The 18,817-nt window shown below is 66.3% G+C and carries 21 protein-coding genes, 1 tRNA gene and 1 pseudogene; 13 read left to right on the top strand and 10 right to left on the bottom strand.

Annotated elements, in window-relative coordinates:
• The 4 genes from ABZ909_RS00825 to ABZ909_RS00810 form a co-directional block, all read right to left on the bottom strand.
• The gene (locus tag ABZ909_RS00825; protein ID WP_356995523.1) at window positions 1-615 is read right to left on the bottom strand and encodes a hypothetical protein; all 615 of its coding nucleotides are present in this window, start codon (window positions 613-615) and stop codon (window positions 1-3) included.
• A gap of 388 nt (window positions 616-1,003) precedes the next feature.
• Window positions 1,004-1,438, bottom strand: coding sequence for an effector binding domain-containing protein (locus tag ABZ909_RS00820; RefSeq protein ID WP_356995522.1), 435 nt, complete (start codon window positions 1,436-1,438; stop codon window positions 1,004-1,006).
• Window positions 1,435-1,878: a GyrI-like domain-containing protein gene (locus ABZ909_RS00815; protein WP_356995521.1), complete on the bottom strand. Its 444-nt coding sequence runs from the start codon at window positions 1,876-1,878 to the stop codon at window positions 1,435-1,437. Before ABZ909_RS00815 ends, ABZ909_RS00820 begins: the two co-directional genes overlap by 4 nt.
• A 129-nt stretch (window positions 1,879-2,007) precedes the next feature.
• Window positions 2,008-2,667 carry a trimeric intracellular cation channel family protein gene (locus tag ABZ909_RS00810; RefSeq protein ID WP_356995520.1) on the bottom strand — a complete coding sequence of 220 codons (660 nt, stop codon included), beginning with the start codon at window positions 2,665-2,667 and terminating at the stop codon, window positions 2,008-2,010.
• A gap of 117 nt (window positions 2,668-2,784) precedes the next feature.
• Between ABZ909_RS00810 and ABZ909_RS00805 the strand changes: the two genes are divergently transcribed.
• The 3 genes from ABZ909_RS00805 to ABZ909_RS00795 all read left to right on the top strand — a co-directional run bounded on the left by ABZ909_RS00805 (window position 2,785) and on the right by ABZ909_RS00795 (window position 4,664).
• On the top strand, window positions 2,785-3,507 hold the full coding sequence (locus tag ABZ909_RS00805) for a uracil-DNA glycosylase (protein ID WP_356995519.1): 723 nt from the start codon (window positions 2,785-2,787) through the stop codon (window positions 3,505-3,507).
• A gap of 328 nt (window positions 3,508-3,835) precedes the next feature.
• A complete protein-coding gene (locus ABZ909_RS00800) occupies window positions 3,836-4,429 on the top strand; it encodes a TetR/AcrR family transcriptional regulator (protein ID WP_356995894.1) in 594 nt (197 codons plus the stop codon).
• Between the two features lie 162 nt (window positions 4,430-4,591).
• A tRNA-Ala gene (locus ABZ909_RS00795) sits at window positions 4,592-4,664 on the top strand.
• A gap of 75 nt (window positions 4,665-4,739) precedes the next feature.
• On the opposite strand, the gene ABZ909_RS00790 is transcribed toward ABZ909_RS00795, so the two are convergent.
• Window positions 4,740-5,945: an ATP-binding protein gene (locus ABZ909_RS00790; protein ID WP_356995518.1), complete on the bottom strand. Its 1,206-nt coding sequence runs from the start codon at window positions 5,943-5,945 to the stop codon at window positions 4,740-4,742.
• A gap of 659 nt (window positions 5,946-6,604) precedes the next feature.
• Here ABZ909_RS00790 and ABZ909_RS00785 point away from each other — a divergent pair.
• Complete coding sequence (locus ABZ909_RS00785) at window positions 6,605-7,219, top strand: TetR/AcrR family transcriptional regulator (RefSeq protein WP_356995517.1); 615 nt, start codon at window positions 6,605-6,607, stop codon at window positions 7,217-7,219.
• A gap of 16 nt (window positions 7,220-7,235) precedes the next feature.
• Window positions 7,236-7,559, top strand: coding sequence for an antibiotic biosynthesis monooxygenase (locus tag ABZ909_RS00780; protein WP_356995516.1), 324 nt, complete (start codon window positions 7,236-7,238; stop codon window positions 7,557-7,559).
• A 1-nt stretch (window position 7,560) separates the two neighbouring features.
• Here the strand turns inward: ABZ909_RS00780 and ABZ909_RS00775 are convergent, their stop codons facing one another.
• Complete coding sequence (locus ABZ909_RS00775) at window positions 7,561-8,181, bottom strand: helix-turn-helix domain-containing protein (RefSeq protein WP_356995515.1); 621 nt, start codon at window positions 8,179-8,181, stop codon at window positions 7,561-7,563.
• 121 nt (window positions 8,182-8,302) lie between these two features.
• Between ABZ909_RS00775 and ABZ909_RS00770 the strand changes: the two genes are divergently transcribed.
• From ABZ909_RS00770 to ABZ909_RS00760, 3 genes are all read left to right on the top strand, one after another.
• Window positions 8,303-8,809: a DUF1772 domain-containing protein gene (locus ABZ909_RS00770; RefSeq protein ID WP_356995514.1), complete on the top strand. Its 507-nt coding sequence runs from the start codon at window positions 8,303-8,305 to the stop codon at window positions 8,807-8,809.
• 24 nt (window positions 8,810-8,833) lie between these two features.
• Complete coding sequence (locus ABZ909_RS00765; RefSeq protein ID WP_356995513.1) at window positions 8,834-9,256, top strand: hypothetical protein; 423 nt, start codon at window positions 8,834-8,836, stop codon at window positions 9,254-9,256.
• A gap of 75 nt (window positions 9,257-9,331) precedes the next feature.
• Window positions 9,332-10,027, top strand: coding sequence for a DJ-1/PfpI family protein (locus ABZ909_RS00760; RefSeq protein ID WP_356995512.1), 696 nt, complete (start codon window positions 9,332-9,334; stop codon window positions 10,025-10,027).
• A gap of 671 nt (window positions 10,028-10,698) precedes the next feature.
• Here ABZ909_RS00760 and ABZ909_RS00755 read toward each other — a convergent pair.
• The 3 genes and pseudogenes from ABZ909_RS00755 to ABZ909_RS00745 all read right to left on the bottom strand — a co-directional run.
• Window positions 10,699-10,940, bottom strand: a pseudogene (locus ABZ909_RS00755) (tyrosine-type recombinase/integrase); the annotation flags it as partial.
• 95 nt (window positions 10,941-11,035) lie between these two features.
• Window positions 11,036-11,458 (bottom strand): hypothetical protein, encoded by a 423-nt coding sequence (locus tag ABZ909_RS00750; protein ID WP_356995511.1) that lies wholly within the window; start codon window positions 11,456-11,458, stop codon window positions 11,036-11,038.
• A 134-nt stretch (window positions 11,459-11,592) separates the two neighbouring features.
• A complete protein-coding gene (locus ABZ909_RS00745; RefSeq protein ID WP_356995510.1) occupies window positions 11,593-12,054 on the bottom strand; it encodes a hypothetical protein in 462 nt (153 codons plus the stop codon).
• A gap of 443 nt (window positions 12,055-12,497) precedes the next feature.
• Between ABZ909_RS00745 and ABZ909_RS00740 the strand changes: the two genes are divergently transcribed.
• The gene (locus tag ABZ909_RS00740; RefSeq protein WP_356995509.1) at window positions 12,498-13,208 is read left to right on the top strand and encodes a hypothetical protein; all 711 of its coding nucleotides are present in this window, start codon (window positions 12,498-12,500) and stop codon (window positions 13,206-13,208) included.
• A gap of 262 nt (window positions 13,209-13,470) precedes the next feature.
• On the opposite strand, the gene ABZ909_RS00735 is transcribed toward ABZ909_RS00740, so the two are convergent.
• Window positions 13,471-14,706, bottom strand: coding sequence for a lipase family protein (locus ABZ909_RS00735; protein ID WP_356995508.1), 1,236 nt, complete (start codon window positions 14,704-14,706; stop codon window positions 13,471-13,473).
• 164 nt (window positions 14,707-14,870) lie between these two features.
• On the opposite strand from ABZ909_RS00735, the gene ABZ909_RS00730 reads away from it, so the two are divergent.
• From ABZ909_RS00730 to ABZ909_RS00715, 4 genes are read left to right on the top strand one after another with little or no spacing between them, the layout of a single operon-like run.
• Window positions 14,871-16,055 carry a 4-hydroxybenzoate 3-monooxygenase gene (locus ABZ909_RS00730; RefSeq protein ID WP_356995507.1) on the top strand — a complete coding sequence of 395 codons (1,185 nt, stop codon included), beginning with the start codon at window positions 14,871-14,873 and terminating at the stop codon, window positions 16,053-16,055.
• Window positions 16,048-16,863, top strand: a complete 816-nt coding sequence (locus tag ABZ909_RS00725; RefSeq protein WP_356995506.1) for a CoA-transferase — start codon at window positions 16,048-16,050, stop codon at window positions 16,861-16,863. Before ABZ909_RS00730 ends, ABZ909_RS00725 begins: the two co-directional genes overlap by 8 nt.
• A gap of 2 nt (window positions 16,864-16,865) precedes the next feature.
• Window positions 16,866-17,612 (top strand): CoA-transferase, encoded by a 747-nt coding sequence (locus tag ABZ909_RS00720; protein ID WP_356995893.1) that lies wholly within the window; start codon window positions 16,866-16,868, stop codon window positions 17,610-17,612.
• The gene (locus ABZ909_RS00715; RefSeq protein WP_356995505.1) at window positions 17,609-18,784 is read left to right on the top strand and encodes a thiolase family protein; all 1,176 of its coding nucleotides are present in this window, start codon (window positions 17,609-17,611) and stop codon (window positions 18,782-18,784) included. Before ABZ909_RS00720 ends, ABZ909_RS00715 begins: the two co-directional genes overlap by 4 nt.
• Window positions 18,785-18,817: the final 33 nt, after the last annotated feature.

The following is an 18,817-nucleotide window of genomic DNA, read 5'->3' as shown; positions in this document are numbered from 1 at the left end:
TTACGCGAGTCCCTCACCCCGGACCCAGGTACTCGGCAATTTCTGGCCCGATTCCATGAATTCCGACAATTCCGCATCGATCAGCCGAACCTGGGATTCCGTTGCCACGGACCGATAGGTCTGCATGTCGTACCACACCGGCACGGTGCGATAGCGGTCGTCGGGGTACGAGGACGCCGGGATCCACCACGCCACACGCGCGCCGCTGCTGCGGTAGCACCGGAGGGCATGTTCGGGCGCCACGCCGACCTGGTATCGCACGCCGAGCAGCACCATCGAGTGGACGTAGGCCCGGGCGATCCAGTCGACCAGGGCGCCGCGGTGTTCGACATCACGCGCGGTCCAGCCGGCCTTGCCCTCGATCACACCCTCGGGAATCTGATCGGCGACCATCCGCCGGAAGGCGATCTCACCGGGCAATCCCGCCCAGCTCGCCACCGCGTGCACCTCGTCGACATGCCGGTACGGACCGGAGACGCGCATGCCCGCGACGGCCCGGCCGTCCGAGTCCAGCGCGACACCGAAAAGCGTGGTGGAGCGGCCGTCGACCACTTTGTCGTATTCGAGTGCGTCCTCGGTGCCGAACTGGCGGTAAACCTCGCGCGCACCGTCCATACACCTGCGCCACAAGCGGAGATCCGCCTGCGGCGGACCGATCACGAATGTGTAACCCGATTGCGGATCCGTTGATTGGAACATGCCATCACCAGGCCCTTCCGCCGGGACGAGCGAGACCGGTTCGACTGTCATAAAGTTCCGCTCCACTAATGCGCTGACGTCGCGCGATCCTCCTGTGCCCCTGCCCGATACGGCCGTGCATCGGCCATGCCCGGCACGAGCACCTAGGGGAGTATCCGCCAGCCAACTGAAATTGTCCAGGCGTCCGGCAAATGCTCCGAAACCCCGATGTGGCTCCAGGAATCGCGCCTGGTCAGGCCATTGCTATCAGTCGCGAAAATCAGCAACAAGACCGGTTGGTACCCATTTGGTTAACAATTGGCAATCAGACCAGGATGGAGATGAAAAGCTCCAGTTCGGCGGTGCCGTGCCAGATCTCGATCTCCTCGCGGTAGGCGCGGGTGATCTCGGCGGAAGCGGTGGCGTCGTCGACCTGAGCCCAGACATCCTCGGCCGGATCGTGATAATCGCCATTGGGCCGGAAGCGGGCGTAGACGCCCTTGGGGACGCGGATGAGGACGTCACCGACCGGGACGTTGTCGGGACCCTTGTACTCGTAGGAGACCAGCACGTTGTAGTTGCCGGCCGGGTCAGGGACGTAGACGGTGGCCAGCGGGCGCTCGGCGCCTTCCCGGTCACGCAGGCGGTCGCGCAGGAACTCGATGAGCTCGCTGTTGGAAACCTTGAAGCTGGGGCGCACGCGCGGAACCACCAGGCCGCCGTAGACCCCGCCGGGCCGGACCACGATCGAATAGGTCATGACGGCTCGACCGCCAGGTACAAATCGATCTTGTACGCGTGCGGATAGGTCTCGAAGTCGCCGGTGTGAATGCGCTTGATCTGCTTGTGTTCCTCCGCGTAGGCGATCTGCGTCCACAGATCGGTCATCACCTGAGGGAAGTTGCCGACCGAGGAGAAGCGGGCGTAGGTGCCGCGCGGCAGGCGGGCAACCACGTGGCCGCGGGTCACCTCGTCGAGCGAGCCGCACTGGTAGCCGACGATCTGGGTGTTGTAGGTGCCGAGCTCGGCCGCGTAGTCGGTGTAGGCCGAGGCCAGCGGGCCACCGAGTTCCTGATGCAGCACCGCGGCCCAGGCCACTTCCAGATCGTGATCGCGCAGTTCACCGAGGGCACGTTTGGGACTGCGCACCGGCAGCCCGGCAATCCACGTCTCGTCCCGCTCGACGATCTCGAACTGCATTGGATGGAAACTCTCTCGAGGTGTGATTTCACAGCCAGTCGGCCAAGCCTTCGCCATGCTATCAATCAGCCCGGACCGCGCTGGGCGACACGACTGAGGCGCTCGCCTCCCCGCGCGCGGGCGTGTCGCTCACCCGTCGCGGCGGCGGTGCGGGCGGGCCATCGGGGCATGCCAGTGCCGGAACAACGCGATCAGGCGCAGGCCGACCGCGCCCGCCCCAGCCAAACCGCCTGTCCAGTATGTGTATTGGCCGTAGTGCAGCAGCAGCGCCGTCGCCGCGGAACCGAGCAGGGCCGGTACGGCGTACAACTCGCCGTCACTGAGCACGCTGGGTGTGACACCGGCGAGGACATCGCGGATCACACCGCCGCCCACCGCGGTCACCAGACCGAGCGCCGCCGACGAGGTCGCCGACATGCCGTGCTGGAAGGCGGTCACGGTGCCGGTCACGCAGAAGATGCCGAGGCCGATGGCGTCGGCGATATTCAGCGGGGTGCGGACCAGCCGCACCGGCGGATGCCAGAAGAAGATGACGGCCGCGGCCAGTAGGGCGACTCCGGCATAGGACACCTGAACGAAAGCCAGCGGCGGAGTGCGGCCGATGACCAGATCGCGGATCACACCGCCACCGGTGGCGGTGGCGACCGCGAGCACCGCGATGCCCACCACATCGAAGCGGCGACGCACCGCGAGCAGCGCGCCCGACACTCCGAATGCGAACACGCCCAGCAGGTTTCCCACACTCTGTGCCGCGTCGACAGGCGTACCGAGTTCGACGAGATCACTCACGTGTGGCCCACTTCCATCCCTTATCGCTAACTCTCGGCTACCGGCGCACAGTATGCCGCGCCCGCCACACCGGCACTCCGCCGTACGGTCGTAGTCCCTTTATGGTTGAGTCACCCTGTGTGCCGCACAATTGCCCAGCTAGACACGGAACTTACCGCGTGTCGCGCCTGCCCCCGGCTGGTGGCATGGCGCGAGCAGGTCGCACACGAGAAGCGGGCCGCCTTCAGTGACGAGGATTACTGGGGCAAGCCGGTTCCCGGCTTCGGTCCCGCGGACGCCCGGCTGCTGATCGTGGGCCTGGCGCCGGCCGCGCACGGCGGTAATCGCACCGGCCGCATGTTCACCGGCGACCGCAGCGGCGACGTCCTCATCGCCTGCATGCACGCCGCCGGTCTCGCCAACCAGCCCACCAGCGTCTCCGCCGACGACGGCCTGCGGCTGCTGGGCACCCGCGTCACCGCCCCCGTGCACTGCGCCCCACCGGACAACAAACCCACCCCCACCGAGCGCGATACCTGCCGCCACTGGCTGACCACCGAATTGACCCTGCTGGCCCCCACTCTCCGCGCAATCGTCGTACTCGGCGCCTGGGGCTGGCAAGCCACCCTGCCCGCCCTGGCCGAATCCGGCTGGGCCATACCCAAACCCAAGCCCCGCTTCACCCACGGCGCCCGAATCGAGCTCGCCCCAACCACCCCCGGCCGCGCCCCCCTCCACCTGTTCGGCACCTACCACCCCTCCCAGCAGAACACCTTCACCGGCCGCCTCACCCCGGCCATGCTCGAGCAGGTCCTCACCGACGCCGCCCACGCCGCCGGCCTCCCCGGCCACCACCCTTAGCCCCGGCCGACCGCGGCAGACAGCTCGGTTCGGCTGTGCGGGCCTGGCATGCCACGAGACCGCCGCCGACAGGTAGACGGCACAGTTCGACCGCCCCGGCCCGGCGTGCCACGAGACCACCGCCGACAGGTAGACGGCACAGTTCGACCGCCCCGGCCCGGCGTTCGACAAGGTCGCCGCCGACAGGATGGGTGGGCACGACGGCCAGGGCACACGGCACCCTCGATGGTGGGGTCGCCGGACCGGATACGATGCGGGCGTGAGCAGGGCCGATGACGAATCCGAGCGGGAAGGGGCGGCTGCCGATGGGGCGGCCGGGGGTGTGAAGGTGCGGCGCAGCCGGGCCGGGACGCGGCAGCGGCTGCTGGATGCGGCGTTCGAGGCCTTCGCCGAGGAGGGATTCGGCCGTTGTTCGGTCGAACACGTATGTGAGCGGGCCGGATTCACCCGGGGTGCGTTCTACTCGAATTTCACCTCACTGGAGGAATTGTTCCTGGCCATGTGGGAGCAGCGGTCGGCGTCGATGCTGGCCGAGGCGGCAGCGGTACTGGATGCGCCCGGCGAAGTGGGCGGCGATCCGCGGCGGGCGGTCGAGCAGGTGCTGGCGGCAGTTCCGGTGGATGACAAGTGGTTTCGTATCACCTCGGAATTCACCGCGCACGCCCTGCGCAATCCCGCATTGCGTCAGGTGATGGTGGCCCGAGAGGAGGCGATAGCCGCGGCACTCACCCCGGTGGTGGTCGCGCTCATGCGCCGCAATGGCAGGTGGGTACCGGATCCGGCGGCACTGGGCCGGGCATTGGTGGCGGTACACGACGGCACGCTGGGCCAGTGCCTACTGGAACCGGACAACCCGGCAGTGCGCGAGTACCGGCTCGATCTGTTCCTGAGGGTGCTCGACTCCTACAGCGAGTCCGCCTGAGCGCTCAGTTCGGCGCCTCGAGCCCGAACGGAGTTCGACGATAGGCCGGTTGCCGGGCACCTGTCCGCCCCCCATCCCAAGAAACCCTCTCCAACCAGCCGATTCGTCGACTCCCCACCCCACCTGCTAAAGTTCTCCAGCGCGGGTCGGAAACGTCCCCGCGGGGCTATAGCGCAGTTGGTAGCGCGTCTCGTTCGCATCGAGAAGGTCAGGGGTTCGATTCCCCTTAGCTCCACCGAACAGCAGAGCCGCAGGTCAATAGCCTGCGGCTCTGCTGTTTTCGTAGCAGCGCACGAACGGTTCGAGGCGGTCATGGGTGTGCGTTCCATAGGGCACTGACCGGCAGGGCGCGGAATTTCGGCCCGAAGGGGAGGGTTTCGGTGCCGGTGTAGAGCACGTATCCGGCGAGGAGGTCGTCGCCAAGGCGTTCTGCGAGGTGGCGGAGACCGCGGAAGTCTTCGCCCTTGACGGTGGCGGCGGCCTTCACCTCGATCGCAATCACCTCGCGTCGGTTGTTCTCGAGGATGATGTCGACCTCGACGTTGTCGCGGGTGCGGTAGTGGAACATCCGGGCCTCCTGGTCGGACCAGGTGAGCTGACGAGCGAGTTCGGCGGCTACGAAGCCCTCCAGAACAGATCCGAGCGGGCCGTTCACGGCCCGCAGCGCGCGCGGGTCGGCACCGCACAAATATGTGGCGATGCCGGAATCGACCATGAACACCTTGGATGTCGCGACGGCCCGGGTGGTCAGGTTTCGGGACCAAGCGGGGATTCGTTTGATCAGGAAAACCTCTTCCAGGAGGCGAAGATAGCGGGCGACGGTGTCCTTGGGCAGGCCGAGTTCATTACCGAGGGCGCCGGGCACCAGAAGTTGACCGGACCGGGCCGCAACAAGATTGGCCAGGGTGAACATCTCCGCGGAACGTTCGATCTCGGACAGCTGCATCACGTCTCGGTTGATCAGATCGGCGACGTAGGAGGAGAAGAACCGGGAACGCCGTTTGCCCTCTCGCGCAACGGCTTCTGGGAACCCGCCGCGTGCGATCCGTTCGATGTAATCATCGCGATTCTCGGTCCCATCGTGCCGGAGCTGCGGTCCGCGCTCGAAGGCGCAATCGATGAATCTGTCGGGCGCGCCGTCGATTTCGCCTTGGGAAAGCGGCCAGAGTTCGATCGTCTCCATGCGCCCGGGGAGGGCATCGGGAACGCTCCGAAGCGCCATGACGTGAGCCGAACCGGTCAGCAGGAACCGGCCGGGTCGTCCATCGGCGTCGACGGTCTCCTTGATCGCCAGCAACAGCTCCGGTACTCGTTGCACTTCGTCGATGATCAACAGGGAATCGTCGAGGACGAACTGTGTGGGGTCATAGCCGGCCGCCTGCCGAGTCTCCGGCTTGTCGAGGCTGCGCCAGGTCGCGCCGATCTCCCTGCCTATCCGGGAGACCAGCGTGCTCTTTCCGCACTGGCGAGCTCCGTTGACGAGAACGACACGAGTATCAGCAAGAGCTTCATGCACTGCCGAATGGGCGTGACGGGGAAGGATCCGACCAATCGGCGATGACGAGAAGGACGAGGTCACCGCAGTAGTATTGCAGACTTAATGCGCGATCTGCCTCAGAACTGGTGCGCGATCTGCCTCAGAACTGGTGCGCGATCTGCCGCAGGACGGGTGCGCGATCTGCCGCAACATGTGTGCGCGATCTGCCGCAATGATCGTGCGCTTCTTGCCGCCGCTGCTTCGCCAGAGCGTCGTCATTGAGTCGACGCCTTCGTCCTCAGATGATTCGTTGCGATCGGGCAGTGGGAGCGGTGGCGATCACCGGGCACCGCCAACCAGGCCTGACCGGGAACGAACCGCTCGAATCATGACGTCCCGCCCATCAACCAGCACCGCCCGGTTCGTATGCTGGTCCGTCAGGTCCACAATCACCGCAGGTAAAGGCCGATTCTCGCAGAGGATCGGCCCTTTGCATTTCCAGATCTGCCCGCAGACTGCTCGGTCCAGCGCATCGGTGGCGGCCTGGGTCGGCGCCGCAAGCGCTGACCCACACTCACAGTCGGCCAATCGCCTTGGCGCGGAATTCAAAAGGGTTCGGCGTTTGAGCGAGATCCCTTCACGCTGTTGGGGACACTGCGTCGCCAACTATGCTATGTTGGCGACGCAGTGTCCCCAACATGTCGAAGGTGGTCGGATTCGCGATGCCGAAGATCGATGCTCCGACTGTCGCCGAGCACCGGGCCAATCAGGAACGGGCGCTCCTGGATGCCGCGCGCGAGTTGTTGATCGAGGGTGGTGTCGATGCGGTCACACCGGCGGCGGTCGGGGCGGCTGCGGGGCTGGCGCGCAGCAGCGTCTACAAGTACTTCCGGTCGGGTGACGAGATTTTGGCGCGGATCGTGGCCGACTCCTTCGCGGAATGGGGTGCGCGGGTTCGTGATTCGGTCGATTGCGGTGACACGGCCGACGGCCGGATCATGGCGTACGTGCGGGTCACGCTCGAACTCGCGGCCGCCGGTGCGCATCGGGTTGCCGTACTGGGCGGAGGCATGCCCGCAGATCCCGCCCGGCGGGCGGTACTCGCCCGGCATCACCGCGATCTCGGCGCACCGCTGCTGACTGCCCTCACCGAACGCGGCGACCCGGACCCGGAGCTCACCGCCGAACTGGTCGATGGCGCACTGGGACGGGCCATCGAACGACTCGACGCCGGGAAACCGGTCGAGTACGTGACCCGCGTGACTACCGAATTCCTGTATCGCGCACTGCGAATCGCCGATTCCGAACACTGATTCACCAGGAGTAGACATGTTCGTCGTTATCAATGAGCTGTTCGTCGCCGACGAGAATCGCGCCGTCTTCGAACGCAACTTCGCCGCCAGCATGAAAGGCACACTGCCGGAGGTCTACGGGTTGTGTGGCGCGCGCCTGCAACGACCCACCGAATCCGACCGCGGCTACCTCTCGATTCTGGAATTCACCGACGAGCAGGCATATTCCGCATATCTGGAGTCCAACGCGTTCCAGGCCGCCCATCACTGGCCCGACCATGCGCCGATCGACGGCAACCGACTCTCCACCTATGAGGTACTCACCGACATCGAACCGCGGAGGGAGATTCCGACAGCCTGACTCAATCGCGCAGCAGCGCCTCGACCAGCAACTCGGCCAGCCAGGCTTCGTATCGTTCTGAGCTCCAGCCTCTTTCGATGACGAGCATGCGATAGGTCTCACGGCCGGACAGTGTCCAGAGAATGTCGCGGGCGGTCGCCACGTCGAGCCCGGCTTTGAGCCGCCCCGAGCCGACGAGCACGTCGATCACGGGAGCCTGCTGCTCGAAACGCATCTGCTCCTTCTCCTGGCCGATCGCGGCCAACTCCGGCGACACCGCCGCGGCGCCGTGCAGTAGGTGCATCTCGGAGCGTTCCGCATCCAGCACGCGGCGTGCGATCGCCGCGACCAGGCGTAGCCGCTGCACGGGATCGGTGGTCTCCTTGGCGGTGCGGACGGTAACGAGGTAGTCGTCATCGAAGCGGGCATTGTCCATCAACTCGGCGAGAATGCCCTTCTTGGACCCGAACACGGCGTACACCGTCTGCGCCGAAACACCTGCGGCGCGGGCGATCTCGGCGATGGTCGCGCCGTCGAAACCCTTCTCGGTCATGAGATCGCGCGCCGCGGACAGAATGCGCTGCCGATTCTCCTCGGCTTGCCGTCGGCGGTTCGACGACGAGTAGCGACGCGGCGTTGACACAAGAGCCTCCCGGAGGCATGATCGACTACATTCGATAGAGCTTCATCTATTGAATAGATTCTGCTCAGGCAGTGTATCCGGCCGATCGACCGACGCTGCCATGGAACATCAAGGACACACCATGATTGTTCGCTACCTTGTCGCCGCCGCCCTCGCGTGCTCGGGATTTCTGGCCGGCGCGTTCTCCTACGGATCGCTGGTCGTGCGGCCCGCCTACTGGTCCTCACCCGACCCCGTGCACATCGCCTACCGCGCACAGTTCATCCCGCACAACAATCCCGTCATGCCCACGGCCCAAATCCTCGGCGTCGCACTGGCTTTGCTGCTGGCCGTCGTCGCCCCCGACGTGACAGGGCGCCTGCTATCGGTCGGCGCGGCCGTGGCGACCTCGGCATGCATCGTGGTCACCAAGCTCGGAAACGTCCCCATCAACAACAAGATTCGCACGTGGGACCCGAACCACCCACCCGCCGACTACCGCACACTCCTGCATCGCTGGGACACCTATCACGATATCCGCACCGCCGCAGTCGTTCTCGCTTTCGCGCTCGTCCTCGTAACAACCGCGCGCATGATCGGTGAGACGGCGCGACGATCCTCCGCGCCGAAGACCGTTGTCGCCGTGTAGCCGAACGACATTCAGGAGGAGCCGATGCTGCGACACCGGCGCGCGATGACGGCAATGCACTGGGGGATCATCTCCGACGGCGGCGTCAAGGTGGCACTTGCCGCCGCGTACGTCATCGCTAGCGCGACCCTGGCTCACCGGCTCGGCGTGGCGACCTGGCAGATGCCGGTCTCGGGCGCGGCGCTGCTGATCGCCGGGGGAATCGAGATCACATACCTGCGGCGTCGCCCGCTGCGCACCTACTTGCGGTTGATGGCCGCCTACGACAGCGGCTGGGTGGCGGCCACGCTCATCGGCGTGCTGCTCGCGTTCAGGGGTAACAGCGCGGCGGGTGTGGTGTGGATCGGCTACCAGATAGTGGCTCCCCTCGCATTCGCCGCACTCCTGGTGGCCGCCACCCCCGTGCGGGCCACGACACCCCCGCACATTTCAGACCGCATACGCTGACAACCACTGCGGTGCTGCGACCAATATGACTGGAGGACAGTGCAAATGGAACGACGAGACGCGTTGCGAGCGCTCATGGCGGTCGGAGGTGCCGCCGCCCTCGCTGCCGCCTCGCCCGGCATCCGACCATCGGAAGCGAAGGCCGACGGGCAAGGCACGACCGGGGCCCTGCGCGTCCACATCGTCATGTTCGACGGTGTCGAGGAACAGGATTTCATCGGGCCCTTCGAAGTGTTCTCCCTTGCCGGCATGCTCGCCGAGCGCGGCGTGGATGTGCGATATGTGACAACGGGCCAACCCGGAACAATCCGCGCGGCCTACGGCACCGTCGTCCAGGTCACGCAACCGTGGGCACCCCAGGACGCCGATGTCCTCGTTGTCCCCGGCGGCGGCTACACCCACCGCGACCAGCCGGGCATCTGGGCCGAAATCAATCGAGGCGTCCTGCCCGCGTCCCTGGCGGCCGCATCGCGCGACGGACTGACGATTACCTCATTATGCACTGGCGCAATGCTTCTGGGCGCGGCCGGACTGCTCCGCGGCCGTCCCTGCACCACTCATCACGGCGCCTTCGACACCCTGCAACAACAAGGCGGAATCCTCACGAAGGCCCGCGTCGTCGACGACGGCAACCTGGTGACAGCCGGCGGCATCACCTCGGGCCTCGACTTGGCGCTTTGGCTGGTACGCCGCGAACTGAGCGCGGAAACCGCGACCCGCGTCGAGGAAATCTTGGAATACGAGGCACGAGGACAGATCTGGACCCGATGACCAGAGCTGGGCACACCGCGCTGCGCTCGAACTTCCGCCAATTCCGGGGAGGGCTTCATCCAGGTCCGGTGTCTCCGGACAACTACCTCTGCCGCCCCCGTGGGTCCCGCCGAGCAATTCCCCGGCGCTCCAACGCTGCACCAATCGTGTCCGCGACAACACCGAATCGCGCACCGACCCGCGCAAGAGACTCGCCACCTCGATACCAGGCCACTGCGGCGTCGATCTCCGCCTCGGTCAACCGACGTGGCGTCCGAACGGCCGCTCCCCCGGCACGGAGAATTCCCAGCACGGTCCCCTTACCCAACCGATGCTCGACCACTAGCCGACTAACCGCACTACCGGCCTCGTACTGTTCCACGAGTGCCGCCCGATGCTCGTCGGTAAGACGTCGCCGCGCACCGACCGCGCCACCGAAACCGCGTTCCTTCCTGCGTCTCTGGCCCCGTCCGCCCCTACTCGTTGCCGAAGCCCCTCGAGAACCGCAGTCAGGGTGCCCTGGTTCGAATAACATCGCATCAGGTCCACAATCACCGCAGGTGAAGGCCGGTTCCTCGTGAGGGACCGGCCTCTTGCTTTTCCAGATCTTCCAACTAACTCCCAACTAATTCCGTTTCCCTTGGCGGATCAGCCTGCCCGCTGACCGCCCGATCCAGCGCATCGGCGGCGGCCTAGTGTGCCCGCCCGCGAGCCATGTAGTGCCGTTGAGTCATGGCCGGGTCAACGTGCATGAGCACGTCCGCAGTCACCCGCGCCGACAATCCGGCATCGTCCAGAATCGTCGCGACCGCGCCCCGGAAGCTGTGCGCCGTCACGTCCTCCGGAATGCCGAGGGCGTCACGTACCCCTGCCACTCGTGGCCGACATTCTGCGGATCGCGCAGAGTCCACACGGTCGACGGAAACGCCAGATCCAAGACCTCTACCTTCGGATCAGGAGGCGAAGCGGCGCCAATATCCGCGAAACTGCTATGGGCAGCAACACCTTTCGCGTTGCAACGCTCGACCTCTAGACCAGCGGCACCGTCCCCATCGAACAATCGTTCTGCGGTAACCAACCCGCGCATATCAGTCTGACCACGCCGTCGCCAACCCCCACGACACGACCCGAGACAGACTCCGCCCGACCGCACACGATGTCGATGTCGGCGACCCGGGCGTTTAGGCGGGCCTGTTCGTAGGCGCTGATTCCGGGCCGGGTGGTGACGCCATTCCTGCGATGGTCGATCAGATCCTGGATCACCGTGGTCGGGTCGTACCGAACTACTCGCAGTCGTTCTCGGGAGACGAAGATCAGCCCGTGCTCGAAAAGCTCCAGCCACTTACCGGCCTTACGCTGTCCGTGGAAGAGCCCGTGCACAGTGGCGTACAGCGCCGCCAGCCCACGATCAGCGCGATGGAGACTGCGACCTCCAGCCAGCTGTATCGGCAAGCGTCGAATGCATCCTCAACCAACAGATAACGGCCGACACAGCGAACCCCCATCCTGCCGCTCTGCAGGTGGGGGCGCCATATTCTCAGTTCGATTCTCCGTGCGCGCTCGCTTGACGACGCACGGGGCGCAGCCTATCCGCTGAGAGAACTCAGTAGCGGGCCGATGACCGGTATAGAGGCAGCGCTTCCAGTCGACGCCGGCGCGGCGGCTACGGAAATATTGGCGATGATGGTCGAGAAGTATTGCGTGGTGCCGTTAAGGTCTTCCTGGACCCAAATCTGGTGAGTACCGGCAGTTTTCGGTGTCCACTGAGTGGAACCCGACCAGTTGGGTGCTGGAGTCTTCGTCGTACTGTTCAGATTATTACCGGTGACGTCTTGGTCGACCAGATAAAAGGTTGCGCCCGCCAGGACCGGGATCGTCGAAGTGACGGTATAGCTCTGACCGGCAGAGTAGTTGCTACCGATGAGAGTGGTGCTGCCGTTAGTAATGTCGGCCAACGCGGACGGCGCTGTGAGCGCCGATGCGGCAGCCAGTGTCGCGAACCCGGTCATGCCGATCCCCACCCGGCGGGTTCGTGCCTTAAACCCCATTACTTCTCCTGAATGCATTGTTCGAACCACTGCACCCGAGGGCGCACCCTCGAGTCGCGTGACCCTAACCAATCTTCTCAACGGCTACAACAACGTCATATCGGTCGTCGAATCGGTTGGGAGAGTGCCTATCTCGTCTGCGTTCGGAAGATTCCGACCTCGGGACGAACCTGGCGGATACATACAACTCAGTTACTCGAGACTGGTGTCAGGACCGGATCCAGGCCAGGATTCGGGTTCAGGTGCCTCGTCCGCGATATCCCGGAGAGGCCGCTAGCGCTGGCCATGTGGCGACCTTCGGGTGGCCAGACTCGGTGCGGCACAGATCATCCCCTATCGAACCCTGTGATTGGCGCAGCGTTTTGTTTCAGCGCAGCCTGTCGGTGCCAGCGGGTAGGACTTGGCATGTTGACGCGAAAGTGCTGTCGGGAAGGCGAGTAGCTGTGGGTGCGCGTAACCAGGCTCAATGGACGAAGCAGATCATCACCCGGTTGACAAAGGCCATGGCAGCAGAGGATTTCGCGGTCTGCGCGCCGCTGGAGAGGTGGCCCAGTGCCGGGAAACGTCTTTGGACGGAGGTCTACTTCAGTCCGACGAGCGAGTCGATCCCCAGGCTGACCTCGACTGTCGATGCCCACATCGAGCGTCACCGTGATGGTGGCCTTCGTCTCGAAGGGACTGCGCGGATCGGATCGCCGGCCGTTGATGAGGTCATGCGTGATATGCCCGGTGATGGGCTGAGTTACGGCGACATCGATCGTGGGCGCTTCGATCTGTTGGATGTTTCGCCGAAGCCGCCGGTGATGTCGATCGATTTCGACGCCGAGCTCGATGTGTCGGTGGCTCAGTTCATGGACTACGTCCGCGGCCCGGTACGTGAATGGTTCGCCAAACGATCCGCGTTCCCCGCTCTACTGCAGACGGCACGCGAACCGACAACCGCTCCGTGGGAAACGAATCCGGATCCGACGCTGCTGCGCGGAACAGTCGTGCTGTGTGTACTGGACGGCCGGGCACAGGACGCGGCATCGCTGATGCGCTGGTATCTGCAGCGGGACCAGTTCCACCGGTGGGACTCCCTCGAGGATGCGTCCGCGTTCGACGCCGCGATGCGCGAACGGTTCCCCGCTTACGCCGCAGAGAGATCTCACTAGCCATAGCATATGGGAACCACTGCAGTACAAAACATCCGCTGTTGCCGCATAGTGCGCTGACCGATGCGGCCACGGAACAGCTAACCCAAAATTGGCCGACGGCGCGACAGTCGTGGAGCAACTCGGGCCCGCCCAGTGGGCACCGATCTTCGGGATGCTGACCGACCGTTTCGGCGTCAACTGGATTCTCGACGCCGAAACGGTCAGCTACTGAACAGGTTCCGTCACCGTCGGCCGCCGTGGGCGATGGCGGCGGTACGGGTCAGGCGGGGCAGTTGGTGGGGGCGGGTTTGCCGGCGAAGCGGTCGGCGGCCCAGGCGGGGAAGCGGTCCGCGGCGGAAGGGACGACGGTTTCGTGGTCTTGGCCGGTGAATTCGTTGTAGTCGACGGCGACGCCGGAGTGGCACAGGGCCGTCCGCTCACGCTGGGTCAGGTCCTTCGGCACGACCGTGTCATCGACGCCCTGGTAGACGGCGAAGGGCATGGTGCCGGCGGGCTGCCAGTCATCGACGGCGGACATGGCGTTCCACCAGGTGCTGCCGGGGCTCAGGGCGTTGGGCTGATAGGCGTCGCGCAGCGGGGCCGCCGCATCCCAGATGTCGAAGCAGCCATTGGCGAGGACGGGGAGCATTTCCATCGCATCGGGCTTCAGGAAGTCGCGGTAGAGCAGGTCGGGATATGCGGCCTTGATGCCGGGCAAGGTGGAGATGACGTATCCGGCGTTGTCGGGGCCGCTCATCGAGTGCAGGGTGAGGTCGCGGATGCGGACCGCGGGTGCGATGAGCGCGGCGCCGACGCCCTGGAATTCGGGTGCGTAGGAGCGAGCCAGGGATTCCACGCGCATGGTGGTCTGGCCGCCCTGCGACCAGCCGTATTCGACGAAACGGTTGGAGGCGTTCAGTTCCGGCAGGTTGTGGACGGCGCGCAGCATGTCCAGGGAGGCTCGCGCGTTGACCGCACCGACCATGTAATAGGACGGGCCCGGCAGGCCCTGGCCCGGGTAGTCGCTCATGGCAACGACGTGGCCGGCCTTCAACATCGCCTCGATGGCCGGGACCCGGGAGTGTTCGCCGTCGGACAGGCTGCGGCGGGACGGCGCGCAGGCGTCGGCCAGGCCGGTGGTCTCGTGGTTCCACAGCACCATGTCCCGCGGTTGATCGGAATGCGCTGTGGGCGCGTAGATCTCACCGGAGACGAACTTCTTCACCCCGGGCTGGATCTCCGACACGTAGACGACATTCCAGCCCTGCGTGTCCGCGGGCGCATCGGTGCGCGGCTGAATCCAGTAGATGTCGCCGGGTTTGGCGTCCGGGGCGGGCTTGTCCTGCACATCCCAGAACGTGGTGCCCGCCGGCCCGGCCTTCGCGTGCAGCGAGATCGGCTGCGGCGCTGACTTGTCCGAGCCGCACGCGGCCAGGGTGAAGACGGCCGCGACGGCCGTGGCCGCCGCCAGGGCCTTGATCGCGGCCGGGGCACAGGCGCGGATGGGGCTCAACATGGGCACTCCGTGTTTCGTCGTTGAAATCTCGCCATCGGATACTGCCGGGGCAATCACCCGGACGGTCGGTACCTTTTCATTGAATGGAAGTGCCGTAGTGGCACCGAATGCCGCGGACCGATTCTGTGCGTACTTCACCAGCACAGATGAGGAGTTCGGTACAGATGCGAACCCGAGTCGCGATCATCGGATCCGGTCCCGCCGGGCTACTGCTGTCGCAGTTGCTCGATCTGGCGGGCATCGAATCCGTGATCGTCGAACGCCAATCCGCCGACCATGTGAAATCCCGTATCCGCGCCGGCATCCTGGAATCCGCCAGCGTCGACCTGCTGCGACGGGCCGGCGTCGCGGACCGACTGGATCGGGCCGCGATCGAACACCGCGGTATCTACCTGCAGTGGCCGGGCCGACGGCAGCATCTGGACTTCACCGAGCTCACCGGGCAAGCGGTCTACGTGTACGGCCAGACCGAACTGACCGCCGACCTGATGGCGGTCCGGGAAAAGGCCGGCCAGCTCGCCTTCTACGAGGCGACCGACGTCGCGGTGCACGATGCAGACACCGACCGTCCGTCGATCACCTTCGTCGACGCCACCGGCGCGGCCCGGCGAGTGGACGCGGAGGTCGTCGTCGGCTGCGACGGCTACCACGGCCCCAGCAAACAGGCGATCCCGGTCGGGCTGCGGCAGACCGTCGAACGCGCCTACCCCTTCGCCTGGCTCGGCGTACTGGCCCAGGTCCCACCATCCACCGACGAGCTGATCTATGCCTGGCATCCGAACGGATTCGCGCTGCACAGTATGCGATCCGAACAGGTGAGCCGCTTCTACCTGCAGGTCGATCCGAGCGAGCGCATCGAGGACTGGAGCGACGACCGCATCTGGGACGAGCTGTCCACCCGATTGGCGCTCGACGGCTGGACCCTGCGCACGGGACCGATCCTGGAGAAGAGCGTGCTCCCCATGCGCAGCTTCGTCACCACACCGATGCGCCACGGTCGCCTGTTCCTGGCCGGCGACGCCGCCCACATCGTGCCGCCCACCGGGGCCAAGGGCCTGAATCTGGCCATCGCCGACGTGGCCGTGCTGGCCCCCGCGCTCACCGCACTGCTGCGTGACGGTTCGACCGGGCCGGCCGACGCCTACTCCGATACCGCGCTGCGCCGGGTGTGGCGCAGCACCCATTTCTCCTGGTGGATGACGACCATGCTGCATCGTCACGGCGACGACTTCGATGCCCAGCTCCAGCTCTCTCAGCTGCGCCGGGTCATCGATTCGCCCTCGGCGGCAAGGGAACTCGCCGAGAACTATGCCGGGCTGCCGATCGCCGGAGGCGAGGACCGTGGCTGAATTCGCCGATCTGCGCGACGCCGTGCGGGACCTGGTGTCCGACGGCGCGACGGTGGCCCTGGAGGGTTTCACCCACCTGATCCCGACGGCAGCCGCACACGAGATCATTCGCCAGCGCCGCCGCGATCTGACGCTGGTGCGGATGACCCCGGACCTGGTGTACGACCAACTGATCGGCGCGGGATGCGCCCGCAAACTGATCTTCTCCTGGGGTGGCAATCCGGGAGTCGGCTCGCTGCACCGGTTCCGCGACGCGATCCAGCGAGGCTGGCCGCGTCCGCTCGAGATCGAGGAGCACAGTCACGCGGGCATGGCCAACCGCTATGCCGCGGGCGCGTCCGGACTGCCCTTCGCGGTGCTACGCGGTTACGCCGGAACCGATCTGGCCCGGGTGACCTCGACCATCGCCTTCCTCGACTGCCCGTTCACGGGGGAACGGCTGGCCGCGGTGCCCGCCCTGAATCCGGATGTCACCGTCATCCACGCCCAGCGCGCCGACCGCCACGGCAATGTCCAGCTGTGGGGGCTGCTGGGGGTGCAGAAGGAGGCCGTGCTCGCCGCACGCCGCAGCCTGGTCACCGTCGAGGAGGTGGTCGACGAACTGATCCCGCTTCCGGGCGCAATCGTCCTGCCGCACTGGGTGATCGACGCCGTCGCCATAGCGCCCGGCGGTGCGCGGCCCTCATACGCGCAGGGCTATTACGAGCGCGACAACGACGCCTATGCGGCCTGGGATGCCGTCGGCCGCGACCGCGATTCCTTCTCCCGCTGGCTCGATTCCCTTCAGGCCGAGGAGGTTTCACGATGACAGTGGAGTACGACGCCGACGAGATGATGACCGTGGCGGCGGCTCGCGCCCTGACCGGCGACCAGCGGGTGTTCGTCGGCATCGGCCTGCCGTCCACGGCGGCGAATCTGGCCCGCCGCACGCATGCGCCGGAGCTGGTGCTGATCTACGAATCCGGCGCGATCGGCGCGAAACCCGGACGGCTGCCCGCATCCATCGGCGACGGTGTGCTCGCCGACACCGCCGACGCGGTCGTGAGCGTGCCGGAGATGTTCAACTACTGGCTGCAAGCCGGGCGCATCGACATAGGTTTTCTCGGTGCGGCGCAACTGGATCGGTTCGGCAATATCAACACCACCGTGATCGGCGACTACGCCGACCCCGCCGTGCGACTGCCCGGCGCGGGCGGAGCGCCCGAGATCGCGGCATCCTGCGGCGACGTGCTGGTGGTCATGCGGCAGAACCGGCGCAATTTTGTCGACCGGGTCGACTTCGTCACCTCGGTGGGGCACGGCCGTGGTCCGGGCGACCGAGAGGCGCTCGGGCTGCGTGGTGCGGGCCCGACCCTGATCATCACCGATCTCGGTGTGCTGCGACCGGATCCGGACACGCGGGAACTGGTGCTCACCGCCCTGCACCCGGGCGTCACCGTGGACCAGATGATCGCGGCGACCGGCTGGCCGCTGCGGGTGGCGGCTTCCCTGTCCACCACTCCCCCGCCGACCGACGCAGAACTCACCGCGTTGCGCCGGTTGAAGGAGGCCCGATGAATTCGGCTTACCTCCTCGACGGCGTCCGTACCCCCTTCGGTCGCTATGGCGGCGCGCTGTCGAGTATGCGGCCCGACGATCTGGCCGCGCACGTGCTGCGAGAGTTGGCCCGGCGCACCGATTTCGATCCCGCGCAGGTCGACGACGTGATCCTCGGCGCTGCCAATCAGGCGGGCGAGGACAACCGCAATGTGGCGAGAATGGCGGCGCTGCTGGCGGATTGGCCGACGACCGTGACGGGGACGACGGTGAACAGGCTGTGCGGCTCCGGGATGGACGCGGTGTTCCAGGCCTCGCGCGCCATCGAAGTGGGTGACGCCGCACTCCTGGTCGCGGGCGGCACCGAGTCCATGAGCCGTGCGCCCTGGGTATTGTCCAAGCCCGCCAAGGGTTTTCCGGCCGGGCACGAGACGCTGCACTCCACCACGCTCGGCTGGCGGCTGGTGAATCCGGCCATGCCGGAACAATGGACGGTGTCGCTGGGCGAATCCACCGAACTGCTGGCCGAGCGCTATGGCATCGACCGCGCCGCGCAGGACGAGTTCGCGGCGCGCAGTCATCGCCGGGCCGCACGCGCCTGGGCGGACGGCTTCTTCGACGACGAGGTGAGCGCGCTCCCGGGCACCGACCTGACACGCGACGAACCGGTGCGCGCCGACACCACTGCGGAAAAGCTTGCCGCGCTGCGACCTTCGTTCCGACGGCAGGGCACCGTCACCGCGGGCAACGCCTCCCCGCTCACCGATGGCGCGGCGGCGCTGCTGCTGGCCGATGCCGCCACCGCGGACCGGCTCGGGCGCGAACCGCTGGCCCGGGTGGCCGGTCGGGGCGCGGCGGGTGTCGACCCCGACCTGTTCGGCATCGGACCGACCCGCGCCGCCGAGATCGCGTTGCGCCGTGCGGGAATCGGCTGGTCCGACCTGTCGGCAGTGGAGTTGAACGAGGCCTTCGCCGCGCAATCGCTGGCCTGCCTGGCCGAGTGGCCCGACCTGGATCCGGCCATCGTCAACGTCCATGGCGGGGCCATCGCCCTCGGGCACCCGCTCGGCGCCTCGGGCGCACGCATCGTCACGACCCTGGCGCGCCGCCTGCGGCAGCGTGGCGGCGGCTGGGGCCTGGCCGCCCTCTGCATCGGCGTCGGTCAGGGGCTGGCACTGGTCCTACACGCCTGACAATTGGGAGTTCCCGTGTACACAACACATTCG

It is taken from the genome of Nocardia sp. NPDC046763, from assembly GCF_040645495.1.
Classification (GTDB): domain Bacteria; phylum Actinomycetota; class Actinomycetes; order Mycobacteriales; family Mycobacteriaceae; genus Nocardia.
The sequence above is the reverse complement of the archived record's forward strand: the minus strand, read 5'-3'. Positions and strand labels throughout refer to the sequence as shown.